The following is a 20,371-nucleotide window of genomic DNA, read 5'->3' as shown; positions in this document are numbered from 1 at the left end:
ATGGCCAAGAACGAAAACGCCGAAGCCGCCGCACCCTCGCGCCTGGGTGTATGGATCCAGCACCACGTGCACAGCGTGGTGTTCAGCCTGGGCCGCGCCTGCCGCAAGCCGTGGGCCACCCTGCTGACCGTGATGGTCATGGCGCTGGCGCTGGCGCTGCCCCTGGGGCTGTCCATCGCGCTGGACAACCTGAAGCAGTTCGCCGGCAGCGTGCAGCAGTCGCGCGACATCAACGTGTTCCTGAAAGCCGATGTGGACGGTCCCGGCGCACTGCGCCTGGCCGGCGAACTGCGCGACCGCCAGGACGTGGCCAACGTGGCCTTGCGCACGCCCGAACAGGGCTTGGAGGAACTGCGCCAGGCCGGCCTGGGCGAGGCGATCGACGCCCTCAACGACAACCCGCTGCCGTCGCTGCTGGTGGTGACCCCGGCGCAGGGCCAGGATGACGCGCGTCTGGCGCGCGCGCTGGAAAGCCTGCCCGGTGCCGACCTGGTGCAGCACGATGCGTTGTGGCGCAAGCGACTGGATGCCTGGCTGGCCTTCGGCGCACGGCTGGTGCAGGTGCTGTCGGCGCTGCTGGGTGTGGGCGCGGCGCTGGTGGTGGGCAACACCGTGCGCCTGGACATCCAGGCCCGTCGCGAGGAAATCGGCGTGCTGCAGCTGCTGGGCGCCAGCGATGGCTTCATCCGCCGCCCGTTCCTGTACCTGGGTGCGTGGTACGGCTTGGGCGCCGGTGCCGTGGCGCTCGCGCTGATCGGCGTGGCCGGTGCCGCATTGCGCGCACCGCTGGCCGAACTTTCGCGCAGCTACGGCAGCCCGTTCGTGCTGCACGGGCTGGACCTGTTGCACGGCAGCCTGGTGCTGCTGGGCACGCTGCTGCTCGGCTGGCTGGGGGCCTGGCTGGTCACCGGCCACTTCCTGCGCCAGACCCGCCCCACTGACACCTGAGACCTGCATGCAACCGCAAGCGCTGAAGCATATTGAAGGGCCCGCGACGCGGGTGATGGTGGTCGATGGGTCCAAGCTGGTACGCAAGCTGATTGCCGACGTGCTGCAGCGCGACCTGCCCGGCGTGGAGGTGATCGGCTGCGACAGCATTGAAGAGGCGCAGCAGGTGCTGGCGCAGGGCCCGGTGGATCTGGTCACCACCTCGCTCACCCTGCGCGATGGCGACGGCCTGGACCTGGCCCGCAAGGTGCGCGAGACCGCCGGCCAGGCCTACGTGCCGGTGATCGTGGTGTCTGGCGATGCGCAGCAGCATTTGGAGCAGCGCCGCTTCACCGAATTCGTCACCGACTATTTCGACAAGGCGCTGGGCCACGAAGCCCTGGCGACGTTCATCCGTGGCTACGTGCAGCCGCAGACCATTCCTGGCGCCACCATTCTGTACGTCGAAGACAGCCGGGTGGTGGCCGAGGCCACCAAGCGCATGCTGGAACGGCAGCAGTTGAACGTGCTGCACGTGGTCAGTGCCGAAGAAGCCTTCACCCTGCTCACCGCCGAATCGCTGGGCCGCAGCCGCCACCGCATCGACCTGGTGCTGACCGACGTGACCCTGAAGGGGGAACTGAGCGGGCGTGACGTGGTGCAGCGCGTGCGCGTGGATTTCGGTTACGGCAAGCGCCGCCTGCCGGTGCTGGTGATGACCGGCGACGGCAATCCGCACAACCAGACTGGCCTGCTGCAGGCCGGTGCCAACGATCTGGTGCTCAAGCCGATCGAAGAACGCCTGCTGGTGACCAAGGTGCTGTTCCAGTTGCGTCTGGCCCGCTTGAACGATGGACCTGTATTGAAATGATCGACGATGTGGGAACCCCGGCGATCCAGCTGGAGCCGAGCTGGAAACAGCGTGTGGGCGATTACCTGCTGCAGCCGCAGATGCGCGACCTGTCCGCGTTCCTGCGCCAGCGCAAGGCCAGCGGCGCGGCGGTGTTTCCGCCCGGGCCGCAGATCTTCGCCGCGTTCGACGCCACGCCGTTCGAGCAGGTGAAGGTGGTGGTGCTGGGCCAGGACCCTTACCACGGCCAGGGCCAGGCCCATGGGCTGAGCTTCTCGGTGCAGCCCGGCGTGCCGGTGCCACCTTCGCTGCTGAACATCTACAAAGAGATCGAAGGCGACCTGGGCATTGCCCGGCCCGACCACGGCTGCCTGCTGCCGTGGGCGCAGCGCGGCGTGCTGCTGTTGAACGCGGTGCTGACGGTGGAAGAGGGCAGTGCCGGCGCCCACCAGGGCCGCGGCTGGGAAGGCTTCACCGACCACGTGGTGGACGTGCTGAACCGCGAACGCGACGGCCTGGTGTTCATGCTCTGGGGCGCGTACGCGCAGAAGAAGGGCAAGGTGATCGACACCGGCCGCCACCGCGTGTTGAAGGCGCCGCATCCCTCGCCGTTGTCGGCACATCGCGGTTTCCTGGGCTGCCGCCATTTCTCGATGGCCAACGACTACCTGCAGCGCCAGGGCCAGGCGCCAATCGACTGGTCGCTGCCGCCGCGCGCCCGCCTGTAACCCGGCGGGCCCGCCGCAGCGTCACACGCCCAGCATCTCGATGATGTCGTGCGCCACCTTGCGTTTGCGCGGCGGTAGCCGCCGTACCAGCGACAGGATGTTGCCCTCCAGGTCGTTGCGCGCGTAATCGGCGCTGGGCGGCGCCGCCCCCAGTTCCTCGTCGTCCGGCTTGCCGCAGCCACGGCCGGTAGCCAGCCATTCAAAGCGGACCTGGGTCACCACCGCGATCCGGGCCAGATGCGACACGCTGGGATGGGTGCCGCCGCGCCGCTCCCATTGCGCGACCGCACTGCGCTTCACCCCGGTTTCCTGCGCCAGCTGTGTCTGTGAAAGTCCAGCCGCCGTGCGTGCACCGCGGATTCGATCAGCCATCGACAACATCGGTATTCCCCCTTTCCCTATCCCTAGTTGATGGGTGGTTATCGATACTTACCGGGCAGCGATTCTTTTAACTGCCTGTACAGAATGACTGTCTGCCCTTGCCGCACCTGGGTTTCCCATCGTCTCCTCCCTGGCGACAGTGCTGCTTACTACGGTCTTCACGCCGTCTTGTTTGACCCATGCGCGCGCAAACGTAATTAATCGCCAAACCGGCCACGCAGCGCCGGAAAACATCAGAAACATCGAAGCCAGTGTGCGTCACATGCCTCATCACCGGCAATATCCGGGCGGTGCAGGGCGCGTGCAGCCGCGGCGCAGGGGATGGGCGATGGATAAGGCTTCAGTCGTGAAGCGGGTGTCAGTGTTACTCACCAAAGTAAATATCCTGCTATTTAGTGTGATCCTGTGCACATTAATAATGGTCGTGCCGACGGCCCGCGCCCAGGATGCCTGTACCGCCAATGGCGCCTGTGTTTCGGCCGGGCCGCGCCTGGTATCGGTCGATTCCACCCAGAGCCCGGTGTTGAATCTGTTGTTCAGCACGCTGCTGCCCGGCACCAGCGTCCAGCTCACCGCATTGGACTGGAACAATCTGGCCGGCGCCGACATCAACCTCAACGCGCTGCTGACCCAGCTCAACGGCGGCGTGGTGGTCAGCGATCCCAGTCAAGTGTTGAACGCCAACATCACCCTGGCCCAGCTGCAGGCGGCGATGGTGTCGGTGCTGCAGGCCGATGGCAAGACTGCCGCGGCCAGCGCCCTGGGTCTGCTCACTCCCTCCATCGGCGGGCTGACCGGCAACATCCGCCTTGCTGATCTGCTGCAGGTCAGCCTGCCGCCGGGTTCGCTGGCCACGGTGAACCTGGACGTGCTGGACCTGATCACCGGCGGCGTGCAGCTGTACAACTTCCGCAACGTGGTCACCACGCCCACGCCGATCACCCTGACCACTGCGCAGCTGGCACCGTTGGGCCTGGGCGGGCTGGCCAACGTGCGCGTGTGGGCGCAGGTGGTCGAACCGCCGGTGTTCAACTGCGGCCCGGTCGGAACCAGCTTCCACAGCGCGGCGATCCGCCTCAAGCTGGATTTCGACATCGTGCAGGGCCTGAACGTGGCGCCGCTGATCTCGGCGGTGAACGGCCTGAACGTTGGCGCGCTGGTCTCGCTGTCGGGCACCAGCATCAATGCCTCGCTGCTGCATCTGTCGGTCTACGCCGATGTGGCGCGCGCCGAAGGCACCATCAGCGCGGTCAGCCTGGCCAGCAACGCGGTCACCCTGCAGGCACGGCCGGGCCTGGTAAACCTGTATGTCGGCACCATCAGCGACGCGGTGTTCTTCAACCGCAGTGCCGTGCTCACCCCGGCCAGCGTGACCCCCATCAACGCCACGACGTTGAACGTGACCGTGGCGGTCAGCCTGCTGGCCGGTGGCCTGAAGGTGGCCGACGTGGATGTCCCGCTGACCGTGTCGGTGCGCGCCGTCGCCACCGCCACCCCCGGCCTGCAGTCGGTGGTGGTACCCGGTGCATTTCCACAGACACGCACGCTCACCGCAGGCACGGTCAGCGCCAGCACCATGGTCACCTCGCTGATCAATTCGCTGGATGTGACCATTACCAGTGGAACGCCGGTGGTGCGTCTGGTCAATGCACTGATCACGCTGCCGCTGCCGGTGAACAACATCGTCAACGCACTGGTATCCACCCTGCTGCCACCCCTGCGCACCGTGGTGAACACACTGGTGGGGCCGGTGCTGACCACCGTATTGGGCGGGGTGGTCGACAACCTGCTGGCCCTGCTGGGCATCCGCATCGGCCAGGCCGTGTTCACCGTGGAAAGCATTTCGCAGAGCTGCGCGGCTACCGTGCAGCTGGTGAAGACGCTGGCGCCGACCACCGATACCGGTGTGTTCAACCTGAGCGTGGCGCAGGGGACCACGGTGCTGGCCAGCGTGGCCAACGTGGGTAACAACGGTGCCACCACGGCGGTGGTCACCACACCCGGTACGGTCTACACCCTGGCCGAAACCGCAGGCACCGCCACGGTCCTGGCGCGCTACGCCAGCAGTTGGGAGTGCAAGGACCAGGGCGGTACCACGCTCAGCAGCGGCACCGGCCAGAGCTTCAACTTCACCGCACCGGCGCTGGCGGCGCAGCCGCTCACCGTGGTCTGCCGCATCACCAATCGCACGCGTCAGGCCGATCTGTCGATCAGCAAGAGCGATGGCAGTGCCACCTACACACCCGGTGGCAGCGCCAGCTATGTGCTGACGGTCAGCAACGCCGGCCCCGATGCGGTGACCGCCGCGCAGGTCAGCGACACGCTGCCGGCGGGCGCCACGCTGAGCGCGCCGTGGACCTGCAGCGCCTCGGCCGGCAGCACGTGCAGCGCCGCCAGTGGCGGTGCGGCCGGTGGCACCAGCGTCAGCCTGGGGGTGAACCTGATCAATGGGGGGCAGGCCACGATCACCGTGCCTGTCAGCTTCAGCGCCGATCCGGGCGCGTACTAGCCGTATCCACCCGGGCCGCTGCGCTGTGCGCGGCCCGGCAGCAACGACGCTTCTTGTGACGCGCAGGCGGGGAACGCCAGAGCCTGCGCGGTGCTTTCGAGGATGACAGCATGCACACCGCCCGCGCCCGTCGCTTGAACTGCCTGCCCGGCCACGCCTGCCTGCGCGCGCGCGCGCTGCAACTGGGCACCGCGCTGCTGGCCACGCTGGCCATGGCGGGTGCGCAGGCACAGGCGTACCGCAACCCGCTGGTGAACACCGCCACGGTGACCGCGCCGGCCGACGTGTCCGATCCCACCCCGGGCAACAACAGCAGCAGCGACAGCAACACACTGGCCGCCAGCGCGCAGTTGAGCATCGTCAAGACCATCACCACGCCGGTGCCGGTCGCGGCCGGTGGAGCGGTGCAGTACCGCATTGAAGTGCGCAACACCGGCCCGTCGCAGGCGGTGGGCGCCACCCTCACCGATTCGGTGCCCGCGCAGCTGAGCGGGGTCACCTGGACCTGCGCAACGGTGTCGGCGGCCACCTCCTGCTCGGCGGCCTCGGGCACCGGCAGCCTGAACGTCGGCGTCAACGTGGGCGTGGGCGACGTGCTGGTGGTGCTGGTGAATGGCACCGCGCCCACCGTCACCCCGGCGACCATTTCGGCCAACGCGGCCACCATCACCCCGCCGCAGGGTACGACCGATCCGACGCCAGGCGACAACACCGCCACCACGCCCACCATCGGCGTGCAGGCGGCCGCCATCGTCGCCAACAACGACGACTACAGTGCCGCGCCATTCCCGCCCGGCGGCGGTGGCAGCACGCCGCGCGTGTTCGGCAACGACACCCTGGCTGGCGCGGCGTTTGCCGACGCCGCCGTCGTCGCCACGCTGACCAACGCGCCGTCCGGCTATGCCATCGCGGCCAACGGCACCATCAGCGTGCCGGCCACCGCAGCGGCCGGGCCGGTCAGCCTGACCTACCAGATCTGCGAAGCGGCATCGCCCAGCAACTGCGCCAGCGCCACGGTCAGCCTGCTGGTCAGCCCTGATGCGCTGGATGACAGCGTGGCCGTGCAGGCCGGGCAGGCGCTGAACGGCAACGTTGCCAGCAACGACAATGTCTTTACCGGTTCCACCTTCGTGCAGACCGGCGCGGTGCCCAGCCAGGGCAGCGTGGTGCTGCAGCCCAGCGGCGCGTTCACCTACACCGCCAACGCGGGCGCCACCGGCACCGATACCTTCGGCTACCAGGTGTGCCTGCCGGCACCGAACGCGGCGGTGTGTGACACCGCAACGGTCACGGTGAACCTGACCGCCAACACCATCGATGCGGTGAACGATGATTTCAGCGCCGCGCCGATCGCCGCGGCCAGCGGCGGCACCACGGCCAGCGTGCTGGGCAATGACACCTTCAATGGCGCCGCAGTGGTGCCGGCCAACCTGACCACCACGCTGATCACCGCACCGGCGGGGTATCTGATCAACGCCGCGGGTGCCGTCACGGTGCCGGCCAACGCCGTGGCCGGTCCGGTCACCCTGGGCTACCGCATCTGCCTGACCGCCGCGCCGACGCTGTGCGATACGGCCAGCGTGCAGCTGGTCATCGCTCCCGTCGCGGTGGACGACGCGATCGCGACACCAGGTGCGGGGCAACCGGTGTCCGCCAACGTCGGCAGCAACGACAACACCCCGGCCGGCTCCACCTTCAGCCTCGGCACCGCCGCCAGCAAGGGCGTGGCGGTGGTGAACGGAGATGGCAGTTACACCTACACGCCCAATGCCGGCGTTACCGGCAGCGACACCTTCGGCTACCAGGTGTGCCTGCCGGCGCCGAATGCTGCGGTGTGCGATACCGCGACGGTCACCGTCACCCTCGGCGCCAATGCGCTGGTGGCCAACGATGATCTGTTCGCCACCCCGGTGCCGGGGCTTGCCGGCGGCACGACGCCCAGCGTGCTGGGCAACGACACCCTCAATGGCGTGGTGGTCACCGCCGGGGCGGTTACTGCAACGCTGCAGGCGCCGGTGGCGGGCTTCAGCCTGGATGCCAGCAGCGGCGTGATCACCGTGGCCGCAGGCACCACGCCGGGTGCGGCGACCCTGGCCTACCAGCTGTGCGAAGTGGCAGCCCCGGCCAACTGCGATATCGCCGGCGTGCAGGTGCTGGTCGCGCCGACGGCCGTGGCCGACAGCGTACCGGTGCAGTCGGGCCAGGCCGTGACCGGTTCGGTGGCCAGCAATGACAGCACCGGTACCGGTGCGGAGTTCAGCGTGCTGGTCGCCCCCACCCAGGGCACGCTGGTGCTGGCCACCGATGGCGGCTTCACCTACACCTCGGCGGCTGGCAGCAGTGGCACTGACAGCGCCAGCTACCAGGTCTGCCTGCCCGCGCCGAACAGTGCGGTGTGCTCGACTGCGACGGCCACCTTTGTCATCACCGCCAACACGGTCAATGCGGTGGACGATGCCTTTGGCACGCCGGCCATCTCGCCGGTGACCGGCGGCAGCACGCCCAGCGTGCTGGGCAACGATCTGTTCAACGGCGCTGCGGTGACCGCCACGCAGGTGAGCGTGAGCCTGGTGGACGCACCGCCGCCGGGCTACACCTTCACCAGGGCCGGGGTGATCAACGTGCCGGCCGGCGCTGCGGCCGGTGCGCAGACCCTGACCTATGAACTGTGCGAGGCCGGTACCGCCAACTGCGCCACCGCGCAGGTCGCGCTGGTGGTGGCGCCCGCTGCCATCGACGACATCTACAGCACTTCGGCCGGGCAGCCCCTGGTGGGCGATGTCAGCCTCAACGACAACGCGCCCGCAGCGGCGACCTACAGCTTGGTCACGCCGCCGGCCGCGGGCGCCTTCATCCTGCAGGGCAACGGTAGCTTCAGCTATGCGCCGGCCGCGGCCGGGCCGCAGACCGCGCAGTACCAGGTCTGCCTGCCGGCGCCCGATGCCGCCGTCTGTGCCATCGGTACGGTCACGATCACGGTGGTGGCCAACACCCTTGATGCGGTGGACGACAACTTCCGCAGTCCCGCGTTCGCGCCCGGTGCCGGCGGCACCACGCCCACGGTGTTTGCCAACGACAGCTTCAACGGCGCGCCGGTGAATCCGCTGCAGGTCACGGCCAATCTGCTGGCCGCGCCCACCGGTTTCAGCATCGATGCCAACGGCATCATCACCGTGGCCAGCTACGCGCCGGCCGGTGCCACCACACTCACCTACTCGCTGTGCGAGCAGGGCGGCAGCACCTGCGATACCGCCGCCGTGCAGGTGCTGGTTGCGCCCGATGCCGTCGATGACAGCGGCAGCGTGACCGGCACCCAGCCGGGCACCTTCGACCTGGCCGCCAACGACAACGTGCCTGCCGGTGCCACCTATACCGTGGTTACCCCGCCTACCTTGGGCAGCGCGGTGCTGTCGACCAGCGGCAGCCTGCAGTACACCGCCAACGCCGGCGCCAGCGGTGCCGACACGTTGACCTACCAGGTGTGCCTGCCGGCACCGGACGGCGCGGTCTGCGATACCGCCCAGGTGGCGCTGACCCTGGCCGCCGCTGCACTGGTGGCAGTGAATGATGATTTCAGCGCCAGCGCGGTCCCGCCGAGCGGTGGCAGTACCGCCAGCGTGCTGCTCAACGACACCTTCAACGGTGCGGCCATCGTGCCGGGCACCACCCCGGTTACCGCCAGCCTGACCACCCTGGTGTCCGGCTACAGCATGGCCGCCAATGGCGTCATCAGCGTCGCGGCCGGTACCTTGCCGGGCTCGGTCGCGCTGGGTTACCAGGTCTGCGAAACCGCCGCGCCGACCAATTGCGCCACCGCCACCGCGGTGGTGGTGATGAGCCCGGATGCGGTGAACGATGCACTGCCGGCCGCGGCCGGTGCGACCACCGTATTGAATGTGCTTGCCAACGACGTGTCACCGGCCACGCCGGTGGTGACCGTCAGCGTGGCGCCGGTGAATGGCACCGCCGTGGTCAACGCCGACGGCAGCATCAGCTACACCCCCACCGGCGGTTTCAGCGGGCCGGATTCGTTCACTTACCAGCTGTGCCTGCCGGCACCCCATGGCAGCGTGTGTGATACCGCCACGGTGGCGGTGACGGTCAGCACCACCTCGCTGGTCGCGGTGAATGACAGCTTCCTGGCCACGCCCATCGATCCGGCTGCTGGCGGCAGCACCACCAGCGTGCTGCTCAACGACACCTTCAGCGGCAGTGCGATCGTGCCGGGCACCACGCCGGTCACCGCATCGCTGGTCACGCCGGTGGCCGGCTACAGCCTGTCGGCCGACGGTGTGGTGAGCGTGGCCGCGGGCACGCGCCCGGCCGCGACCACCCTGAGTTACCAGGTGTGCGAGAACGCGGTGCCGACCAACTGCGCCGCCGCCACCGCGCTGGTGGCTGTCAGCCCCGATGCCGTCGCCGACAGCCTGCCGGCCACCGCCGGCACCACCACGGTGTTGAACGTGCTGGCCAACGATGCCGCGCCGCTGAACCCGGTGGTTACCGTCAGTGCCGGCCCGAGCCAGGGCACGGCCGTGGCCAATGGCGATGGCACCATCAGCTACACGCCGACCGCCGGCTTCGTCGGCACCGATACCTTCACCTACCAGCTGTGCCTGCCCGCGCCGGGCGGCACGGTCTGCGATTCGGCCACGGTGACGGTCACTGTCAGTGCCACCTCGCTGGTGGCCAGCAACGATGATTTCAGCGCCAGCCCGATTGCACCGGCCACCGGGGGCAGCACCAGCAGCGTGCTGTTGAACGATACCTTCAGTGGCGCCCCCATCGTGCCCGGCACCACGCCGGTCACCGCCACGCTGATTGCCGCGCCGGCCGGTTATACGATGTCGGCCAGCGGTGTGATCACCGTTGCTGCGGGAACCACGCCGGCCGCGGCGACCCTGAACTACCAGGTCTGCGAAAACGCGGTGCCGGGCAACTGTGCCGCGGCCACCGCGCTGGTGGCGGTCCGCCCGGAGGCTGTGGCCGATGCACTGCCGGCAGCCGCCGGCGCCACCACCGTGCTCAACGTGCTGGCCAACGATGCCGCGCCGTTGAACCCGCTGGTGACCGTCTCGGTGGCTGCGGGCAACGGCACGACTCTGGTCAATGGCGATGGCACCATCAGCTACACCCCCAGCGCCGGCTTCACCGGCACCGACACCTTCAGCTACCAGGTCTGCCTGCCGGCGCCAGCGGCGGCGGTCTGCGATACCGCGGCGGTAACCGTCACCGTGGCGGCCACGACGCTGACCGCGGCCAACGATGATTTCAGCAGCAGCGCGATCGCGCCTGCGCCAGGCGGCAGCACCCCCAGCGTGTTGTTGAACGACACGTTCAATGGCGTGGCCATCGTGCCGGGCACCACGGCGGTGACCGCTTCGCTGCTGACCACGGTGCCGGGCTACAGCATGGCAGCCGACGGCGTGATCACCGTGGCCGCAGGATCGCCGCCGGCGGCAACGACGCTGAACTACCAGGTCTGCGAAAACGCGGTGCCGGGCAACTGCGCGTCGGCCTCGGCCGTGGTGGCGGTCAGCCCGGTGGCGGTGGCCGACACCCTGCCGGCAACTGCCGGTGCCACGACCGTGCTGAACGTGCTGGCCAACGACACCGCACCGCAGAACCCGGTGGTGACCGTGTCGGTGGCGCCGACCAACGGCACCACCACGGTCAATGCCGACGGCAGCATCAGCTACACGCCGACGGCTGGCTACACCGGTGCAGACAGCTTCACCTACCAGTTGTGCCTGCCCGCGCCGGCGGCAACGGTCTGCGCCACTGCAACCGTATCGCTTGCGGTCAGCAACACGTCGCTGGTGGCGACCAACGATGACTTCACCGCAGCGCCGATCGCCCCGGTCACCGGCGGCAGCACGACCAGCGTGCTGCTCAACGATACGTTCAATGGCGTGCCCATCGTGCCGGGCACCACCGCCGTGACGGCGTCGCTGCTGGCGCCGCCCAGTGGCTACAGCATGTCGGCCAGCGGGGTGATCAGTGTTGCGGCGGGCACCACGCCGGCGGCGACCACGCTGAACTACCAGGTCTGCGAGAACGCGGCGCCGACCAACTGTGCGGCTGCCACCGCCGTGGTGGCGGTCAGCCCGGAGGCGGTGGCCGACGCGCTGCCCGCCGCCGCTGGCGCCACCACCGTCCTGAACGTGCTGGCCAACGACCGCGCACCGGCCAACCCGACGGTGACGGTGTCGGTCGCGCCGACCAACGGCAGCACCACGGTGAATGCGGACGGCAGCATCGGCTACACCCCGACGGTGGGCTTCACCGGCACCGACAGCTTCACCTACCAGGTCTGCCTGCCGGCCCCCGGCGCCACCGTCTGCGATTCGGCGACGGTGACGGTCACCGTCAGCAACACCACGCTCACCGCCGTGGGCGATGACTTCACTGCGACGCCGATCGCCCCGGTGGCCGGTGGCTCGACCGCCAGCGTGCTGTTGAACGACACTTTCAATGGTGCGGCCATCGTGCCGGGCACCACGCCGGTCAGTGCCTCGCTGGTGACGCCGGTTGCCGGCTACAGCATGAACCCGGCCGGCGTCGTCACCGTGGCGCCGGGTACCACGCCTGCCGCAGTGACGTTGAACTACCAGGTCTGCGAGAACGCGGCGCCGACCAACTGCGCGGTGGCCTCGGCCATCGTGGCGGTCAGCCCGGAAGCGGTGGCGGACACCCTGACCGCGACGGCGGGGACCACCACTCTGCTCAACGTGCTGGCCAACGACACCGCGCCGCTGAATCCGGTGGTGACCGTGTCGGTGGCACCGGCCAATGGCACTGCCATCGTCAATGGGGATGGCAGCATCAGCTACACGCCGACGCCCGGCTTCACCGGCGCGGACAGCTTCACCTACCAGTTGTGCCTGCCGGCGCCGGGCAGTGCGGTCTGCGACAGCGCCACGGTCAGCCTGACCGTGGGTGCCAATGGCATCAGCGCGCTGGCCGATGACTTCAGTGGCACCCCGATTGCGCCCGCCGCCGGTGGCAGCACCGCCAGCGTGCTGCTGAACGACACGTTCAACGGTGCGGCCATCGTGCCAGGCACCACCCCCGTCACCGCGTCGCTGGTGGCGCCCGTGGCCGGCTACAGCATGAACGCTGCGGGGGTCATCACCGTTGCGGCGGGCACTACGCCCGCGGCGGTCACGCTGAACTACCAGGTCTGCGAAACCGCCGTGCCCACCAACTGCGCGCAGGCAACGGCGCTGGTGGCGGTCAGCCCGGACGCGGTGGCCGACGCCCTGCTGGCCACCGCCGGTACCAGCACCGTTCTGAACGTGCTGGCCAACGACATCGCGCCGTTGAATCCGGTGGTGACCGTGACGGTAACGCCCGCCAACGGTCTTGCCACCGTGCTGGCCGACGGCTCGATCCGCTACTCACCGACCGAAGGCTTCACTGGGTCCGACAGCTTCACCTACCAGCTGTGCCTGCCTGCACCGGCCGCCGCCGTCTGCGATTCCGCCACGGTCAGCCTCACCGTCGCCGCCACCACCCTGGTGGCCAGCGCCGATGACTTCACCGCAGCGCCAATCTCACCGGCCAGCGGTGGTACCACCAGCAGCGTGCTGCTCAATGACACCTTCAACGGCACGCCGATCGTGCCGGGCAGCACGCCGGTCACGGCAACGCTGGTTGCCCCGCCTGCGGGCTACACCATGGCAGGCAACGGGCAGATCACCGTGGCACCGGCAAGTCCGCCGGCCGCAACCACCTTGATCTACCAGGTCTGCGAGAACGCCGTGCCCAGCAACTGCGCCCAGGCCACCGCCGTGGTTGCGGTCAGCCCTGCTGCGGCCAACGACAACCTGACGGCAACGGCTGGCACCACCACGGTGCTCAATGTCACCGCCAACGACACCCTGCCGTCCAACCCAACGCTGACCGTGCTGGTGGCACCGGGCAATGGTGCCGCAGTCGTCAACGCCGACAACACCATCAGCTACACCCCTGCGGCGGGCTTCACCGGCGCTGACAGCTTCACCTACCAGGTCTGCCTGCCCGCACCGGCACCAGCCGTGTGCTCCACCGCTACAGTCAGCCTGGCCGTGGGTACGACCAGTGTGGGCGCGCTGAACGATGACTTCAGTGCCACGCCCATCGTGCCGGCCACTGGTGGCACCACCACCAGCGTCCTGCTGAATGACAACTTCAACGGTGCGCCCATCGTGCCGGGCACCACGCCGGTGACCGCTACGCTGATCACGCCGCCCACCGGCTACAGCATGAGCCCGAGCGGCGTCATCACCGTGGCGGCGGGCCTGGCCCCGGTCGCCACCACGCTGACCTACCAGGTCTGCGAAAACGCGGTGCCGAGTAACTGCGCGCAGGCCACGGCACTGGTGGCGGTGCGTCCGAACGCGGTCGACGACACGCTGTCAGCCGGTACCGGCACCACCGTGCTGAACGTTGCTGCCAACGACACGCTGCCGTTGAACCCGGTGTTCACGGTGATCGTCGCGCCGCTGAACGGTACCGCCGTGGTGAACGGGGACAACACGATCAGCTACACCCCGAACCCGGGTTTCACTGGCACCGATACCTTCACCTACCAGGTCTGCCTGCCGGCACCGAACCTCAATGTCTGCGATACCGGGTCGGTCAGCGTGACCGTGAGCGCCACGACCCTGCAGGCAGTGAGCGACAACTTCAGTGGCACGCCCACCCTGCCTGGCGCGGGCGGGTCCACGCCGTCGGTGCTCGGCAATGACCTGATCAACGGCGTGCCGGTGCAGCCGGCGCAGGTCACCGTGTCCCTGATCGCACCGCCGGCAGGCGTCAGCATCGATGCCAACGGCATCATCACCATCGCCGGCAGTGCCGCGGCCGGTGCGCTCAACCTGACCTACCAGATCTGCGAGGCCAGCAACTCGGGCAACTGCGCGCAGGCCACGGCGCTGGTAGTGGTGCGTCCGGATGCGGTGAACGATGTGGCCACCACACCGGCCGGGCAGGCGCTGAGCGGCAGCGTGGCTGGCAATGACAACGCCGGCGGCGATTCGGTGTTCTCGCTGGTGACCGCACCGGCGCAGGGAACGGTGGTGCTCAACGCGAACGGCAGCTACACCTACACGCCAAACACGGGCTTCAGCGGCAGCGATTCGTTCATCTACCAGCTGTGCCTGCCCGCGCCGTATGCCGGCGTGTGCGATACCGCCACGCTGACCATCACGGTCAGCGCCGCGGGTGGCACCCTGGTCGCGGTCGATGATGCGATTGCCGATGTGCCGGCCACCGGCGCCACCGCAGTGTTGAACGTGCTGGTGAACGACACGTTCAACGGCGCAGCGCTGGACCCGACCACGGTGCTGCTGACCCCCACCAACACCACGGCCATCACCCTCCAGGCCAATGGCAGCGTGGACGTGGCCGCCGGCGTGGCCGGTGCGACCTACACCACGACCTACCAGATCTGCCTGGTGAGCCAGCCGAGTGTCTGCGACATCGGCACGGTCACCGTGACCCTGGCCAACCCGCCGGCTGGCAGCCCCGTGCAGCCGGCCGACGACACCGCCAGCACGCCTCAGGACAGCCCGGTGGTGGTAGCGGTGCTGGCCAACGACCTGGTTGCTGGCAGCCCGGTGGTGCCGGCGTCGGTGGCGGTGACGATCAGCACCGCGCCCACCTCGGGCACGGCCGAGGTACTGGCCGACGGCAGCGTGCGCTACACGCCGGCGGCGATGTTCAGCGGCAGCGACACCTTTGCCTACACCGTCTGCACGCAGGCCGCGCCGGTGCAGTGCGGTACGGCCAGCGTGACGGTGCAGGTGCAGGCCAATGCCGTGGAAGTGGTGGATGAGACGGTGACCACGCCCGATGGCGAGCCGGTCACGATCTCGCTGCTGGACAACATCAGCACCAGCGGCGCGCCGATCAACCCGCGTTCGCTGCGCGTGCTGGCCGCGCCGCGCTACGGCCGCCTGGGCTGTACCGACGGCGTCTGCATCTACACCGCCTTCGTCGGCTACAGCGGCCAGGATGCCTTCACCTACAACATCTGCGACGTCTCCATTCCCACCCCGGTCTGCGCCGATGGCCGGGTGAACATCACCGTCACCGCCAGCGGTGCCGTGCTGCGCCTGACCAAGCAGGCAGCGCAGCGCACGGTGAAGGTGGGCGAGCTGGTGCGCTACGTGGTGACCGTGGAAAACCTGGGCGAGGTGGATGCGCTGGGGGTGAACGTGGTCGATACGCTGCCGGCCGGCTTCACCTTCGTGCAGGAGGGCTTCGAGGCCCGCGACCTGGACAACGCCGCGTTCGTGAGCGCGCGTTCGCCGCTGCGGGTGGAACGGGTGGATATCGCCGCCGGCGGCCGCGCCACGCTGGTGTACTACTTGCGGGTGGGGGCTGGCGTGGGCCAGGGCATCCACACCAACCGGGTGACCGCGGTGGATGCGGTCAACGCCAGCATCGGCAACGTGGCGTCGGCCGATGTAGAGGTGGTGGGCGATCCCTTGCTTGACGAGAGCCTGATCCTGGGCAGCGTGTTCGAGGACCGCAACGGCAACGGCATCCAGGATGACGGTGAGCGCGGCATTCCCGGCGTGCGCGTGGCTTCGGTGGAAGGCCTTGTGATGGAAACCGATGCCTTCGGCCGCTACCACCTGGTCGGCATCAATGGTGGCCAGGCACGTGGGCGCAACTTCATCCTGAAGGTGGACCCGACCACGCTGCCGGCCGACGCGCGCTTCACCACGCGAAATCCGCTGCTGCGGCGGATCACCCCGGGGCTGCCGGTGCGCTTCGACTTCGGCGTGCAGCTGCCCGATGCACGGTTCGACAGCGGTCGTCCGGCGCTGCGGCTGGAGTTCGGCCCCGCACTGTTCGTACCGGGCCGCGCCGAACTGGCACCTGGCAACGAGGCGGTACTGGTGCAGGCGGCCAACGCGTTGCAGGCACGCCAGGGCGGGGTGCTGCAGGTGCGTGCCGAGGCGGGCCAGGAAACATTGGCGGCAGACCGCGGCCGCGTGCTGCAGCAGGCCGTGCTGGCGCGGTTGCCAGACGGGTGGGCCGACCGGGTGCAGGTGCAGGTACTGCCTGCACCGGCCACCGTTGACCGCGCGGACCGCTGAGGAGAGGGCCATGATCAAGACGACCGCACTCATCACCCTGGCCACCGCGCTGCTGCTGCCTTCGGCCTGGGCGCAGACCGCAGCGCCCGCGCCGGCACCGGAAGTGCCGCAGACCCTGTGCGGTGCCGAAGGCTGCCGCCGCGGCAACGACCTGCTGCTGCAGGTGCATGGCGATCCGACCCCGCAGACGGTGCCGACGCCTGCGGACGCGCATGCGGCCGCACCGGGCGGGCAGTTCGTGACCGAGCTGCCTGACGGCGCGGTGGTGTGGGCCACCGAAGATCCGTCGCTGTCGGCGCCGGTGCTGAACGTGCAGACCGGCTCCATGGCGCCGTTCGAGAACGGGCGCCTGACCAAGCCGCTGCGCTTCCATGGCTACAACAACTACGCCTCGTTCATCGAACGCATCGAGATCACGCTGTATCGCGGTTCCGATACCGATCTGGTCACGCCGCTGGCGCGCATTCCCATGCCGGTGGACTACGTGGGCAACACCGAATGGGATGGGCAGCTGCCGGCCGGGCTGAACCTGCGCGAAGGCGACGAACTGCAGTACATCGCCCGCGCTTACGGCCACGATGGCGCGTTCGACGAAACCAGCGCGCAGCGCTTCCAGCTGGTGCTGCCCACCGACTACGAACGCGGCACCCAGCAGGTGCGCGACAATGTGCAGAAGACCCTGGGCAAGGTGCTGAACGGCGAGGAAGCACGCGACCAGCAGCTGACCAATGACATCTACGGACAGAACGCGCTGCGCCAGCAGAACATCGCCATCTACGGCTCGCGCGTGCGCATCTACGGCCGCGGCCTGGCACCCAACGCGCGCGTGCTGATCAACGGGCAGAGCTTCCCGGTGGATCTGGAGCAGAAGTTCGCCGCCGAATTCCTGGAGCCGATCGGCCAGCACCGCTACCAGGTGGAAGTGGAAGCGCAGGACGCGCCGCCCCTGCAACGCACGCTGGACGTGGAGGTGACCGGCAGCTACCGCTTCCTGGTGGCGCTGGCCGATGTAACCCTGTCCAAAAACACCGCCAGTGGCAACCTGGACCCGCTGGTGGCCGATCAGGACCGTGATGACAGCTTCCTCAGCGAAGGCCGCCTGGCGTTCTACCTGAAGAGCAAGCTGCGCGGGAAGTACCTGGTGACCGCGCAGGCCGATACCTACGACCGCGAGTTGAAGCGCCTGTTCAGTGGCTTCCTGGATGCCGATGCGCGCGATGTGTTCCGCCGCCTGGACCCGGACCAGTACTACCCGGTGTACGGCGATGATTCGACCACTTACCGCGATGTGGATACCCAGGGCAAGCTGTACGTGCGCGTGGACTGGGACCAGAACCAGGCGTTGTGGGGCAACTTCGCCACCGGCTTCACCGGCACCGAATACGGCCAGTACGTGCGCTCGCTGTATGGCGCGGCGCTGAGCTGGCGATCACGCGCGACAACGCCGCTGGGCGATCCGCGTTCCTATCTGAAGGCATTCGGCTCGGAGGCACAGTCGGCGCTGGGCCACAGCGAGTTCCTGGGCACCGGCGGCAGCCTGTACTACCTGCGGCACACCGATCTGCTGCCGGGCTCGGAACAGGTGGTGCTGGAAGTGCGCGACCGCACCACTGGCCGTACCGAAGTGCGCAGCACCCTGCAGCGCGGCGTGGATTACGAAGTGAACGAGATCCAGGGCCGCATCCTGCTGACCCGCGCGCTATCGCAGATCACCCGCGAGAACGTGCGCACGCTCACCCGTGACACGCCGCTGGACGGCTACGACCAGGTGCTGCTGGTGGACTACGAGTACGTGCCGGTGGGCTTCAGCACCGACGATGTCAGTGCCGGCCTGCGTGGCAAGCAATGGTTCGGCGACCACGTGGCCGTGGGTGGCACCTACGTGGACGAAAACCGCAGTGGCGACGACTACAGCCTGATGGGCGCCGACCTGACCCTGCAGGCCGGGCGCGGTACCTACCTGAAGCTGGAACAGACCCGCAGCGAAGCCACCGCCGCGCCAATCTTCTATTCCGACAACGGCGGCCTGAGCTTCATCCAGCGCAACCCGGTGAGCGCGGCGCGCAAGGGCGATGCACGGGCCGTGGAAGCACGCGCCAACCTGCGCGAGCTGGGCTGGACCACGCAGGACTGGAGCTTCGGCGCCTGGTGGCGCGATGTGGATGCCGGCTTCTCGGTATCGCGCATGGACACCGGGGTGGCACTGGAAGAGTACGGCGCCGAATTCCTCGGCTACTTCACCGACAACCTCAGCCTGTATGGCCGCCAGAGCCGCGCCGAACGGGGCGACGTGGCGCTGGAGCAGTCGCAGCTGACCTTGGACTGGCGGCTGGGCAACAACGGCCAGCTGGGGGCGGAGCTGCGCCGCGTGCGCGAAGAGAATGCAGGTGTGGACGTGGATGGCACCCTGGCCGCATTGAGCTACCGGCAGCGCTTCGGCGCCAAATGGGAGCTGTACGGCACCGGCCAGCTGACCGTGGATGATGACGGCGGCGCTTACGAGGACAACAACCTGTTGACCCTGGGCACGCGCTATCTGTTCGGTGATCGTTCCAGCGTGGGCGCCGAAGTGAGCAGCGGCAGCCGCGGCGACGGCGCCAAGCTGGAAGCCGAGTACTGGATGACCCCCGAACACAGCTTCTACGGCAACTACAGCTACAGCACCGACCGCACCACCGCCGATCCGCTGTACGACACCGGCCTGCAGTCGGGCTGGACGCTGGGCCAGCGCTGGCGCCTGAGCAACCAGGTGAATGTGTTCAACGAAAGCCAGTACCTGAAGGACCGGCGCGAGGACACCGCAGGCCTGGTCAACACCTTCGGCATGGACTTCTACCCGGCGCAGGGCTGGAACCTGGGCTTCAGCGTGATGGACGGCAAGCTGGACGCCACCACCGGCCGCGTCGACCGCCGCGCGTACAGCGTCAGTGGTGGCCGTACCGACGCCAACACGCAGTGGACCAGCAAGCTGGAGTACCGCCGCGACCAGGGCGCCGAGCAGCGCGAGCAGTGGGTGACCACCAACCGCCTGCTGTACAAGATCAACGAGGACTGGCGCATCGCGCTGCGCGCCAACTACGCCGATACCCAGGACAGGATCAACGCACTGGCCGATGCCAAGCTGGTGGAATCCAACCTCGGCTTCGCCTGGCGCCCGCACGACAACACGCGTTGGGCCGCGTTCGGCAAGTACACCTATCTGTATGACGTTGCGTCGCTGGGCCAGGAAGGCGGCAACGTGTATGACCAGAAGTCGCAGATCATCTCGCTGGAAGGCGTGCGGCAGATCGGTGAACGCTGGGAAGTGGCGGCCAAGCTGGCCGCGCGCTGGGGCGACTACCGCACCGGCCGCGGCGAAGGCCCCTGGCTGGACAGCCGGGTGAACTTCTCGGCGCTGCAGTTGCGCTACCGGCTGTGGTCGCAGTGGGAAGGCCTGGCCGAGTACCGCTGGCTGGATGTGCGCGACGGCGGCGACAAGAAGGGTTGGCTGCTGGGCGTGGACCGCCAGATCGGGCAGAACTTCAAGATCGGTGCCGGCTACAACTTCACCGAGTTCAGCGACGACCTGACCGAGCTGCGCTACGAGAGCAAGGGCTTCTTCCTGAACCTGTCCGGCTATTACTGAGCGCTTTGGCCGCCGCCTGGGTTGCCGGACATGGGCCGGCATCACCGGCCTGGGGCCGCCTGGGCCTGAATGACCGGCAACACTGCCGGGCTGAACGGGGTGCTGTGATGGGATTTTGCGGCCCAAAAGCACAATTCATCCACCAGTTTGTGCGTAAGTCATTGTTTTGGAATGGTTTGATGCGTTCTGGGGTCTGCTCGCCATTGTCATCAATTCGCGATAGGGTAGGGATGTTGAACGGCCCATTGTTTCGCCTGC

General features: G+C 68.3%; 7 protein-coding genes. 6 read left to right on the top strand and 1 reads right to left on the bottom strand.

The genetic code is table 11. The annotated features are described in order from the left end of the window. The 3 genes from ftsX to ung are packed head-to-tail and all read left to right on the top strand — an operon-like array spanning position 1 to position 2,505. Positions 1 to 948 (top strand): permease-like cell division protein FtsX, encoded by a 948-nt coding sequence (gene ftsX, locus C1922_RS18125; protein ID WP_108751048.1) that lies wholly within the window; start codon positions 1 to 3, stop codon positions 946 to 948. Between the two features lie 7 nt (positions 949 to 955). Further along, positions 956 to 1,798 (top strand): response regulator, encoded by an 843-nt coding sequence (locus tag C1922_RS18120; RefSeq protein WP_108751047.1) that lies wholly within the window; start codon positions 956 to 958, stop codon positions 1,796 to 1,798. Further along, a complete protein-coding gene (gene ung, locus C1922_RS18115; protein WP_108751046.1) occupies positions 1,795 to 2,505 on the top strand; it encodes a uracil-DNA glycosylase in 711 nt (236 codons plus the stop codon). The genes C1922_RS18120 and ung overlap by 4 nt, the downstream gene beginning before the upstream one ends. A gap of 21 nt (positions 2,506 to 2,526) precedes the next feature. Here the strand turns inward: ung and C1922_RS18110 are convergent, their stop codons facing one another. Continuing rightward, positions 2,527 to 2,877 (bottom strand): helix-turn-helix transcriptional regulator, encoded by a 351-nt coding sequence (locus tag C1922_RS18110; protein ID WP_234413372.1) that lies wholly within the window; start codon positions 2,875 to 2,877, stop codon positions 2,527 to 2,529. Positions 2,878 to 3,310: 433 nt separating this feature from the next. Here C1922_RS18110 and C1922_RS18105 point away from each other — a divergent pair, with 433 nt between their 5' ends. The 3 genes from C1922_RS18105 (at position 3,311) to C1922_RS18095 (ending at position 20,113) form a co-directional block, all read left to right on the top strand. Further along, positions 3,311 to 5,395 carry a DUF11 domain-containing protein gene (locus C1922_RS18105; protein WP_199912197.1) on the top strand — a complete coding sequence of 695 codons (2,085 nt, stop codon included), beginning with the start codon at positions 3,311 to 3,313 and terminating at the stop codon, positions 5,393 to 5,395. A 110-nt stretch (positions 5,396 to 5,505) separates the two neighbouring features. After that, positions 5,506 to 16,488, top strand: coding sequence for an Ig-like domain-containing protein (locus tag C1922_RS18100; protein ID WP_108751043.1), 10,983 nt, complete (start codon positions 5,506 to 5,508; stop codon positions 16,486 to 16,488). Between the two features lie 10 nt (positions 16,489 to 16,498). After that, complete coding sequence (locus C1922_RS18095; protein ID WP_108751042.1) at positions 16,499 to 20,113, top strand: hypothetical protein; 3,615 nt, start codon at positions 16,499 to 16,501, stop codon at positions 20,111 to 20,113. The last annotated feature ends 258 nt before the right edge of the window (positions 20,114 to 20,371 follow it).

This window comes from Stenotrophomonas sp. ZAC14D2_NAIMI4_7, assembly GCF_003086675.1.
GTDB lineage: Bacteria > Pseudomonadota > Gammaproteobacteria > Xanthomonadales > Xanthomonadaceae > Stenotrophomonas.
Note: the sequence above shows the minus strand (reverse complement) of the source record. Positions and strands in the feature narration are given on the sequence as shown.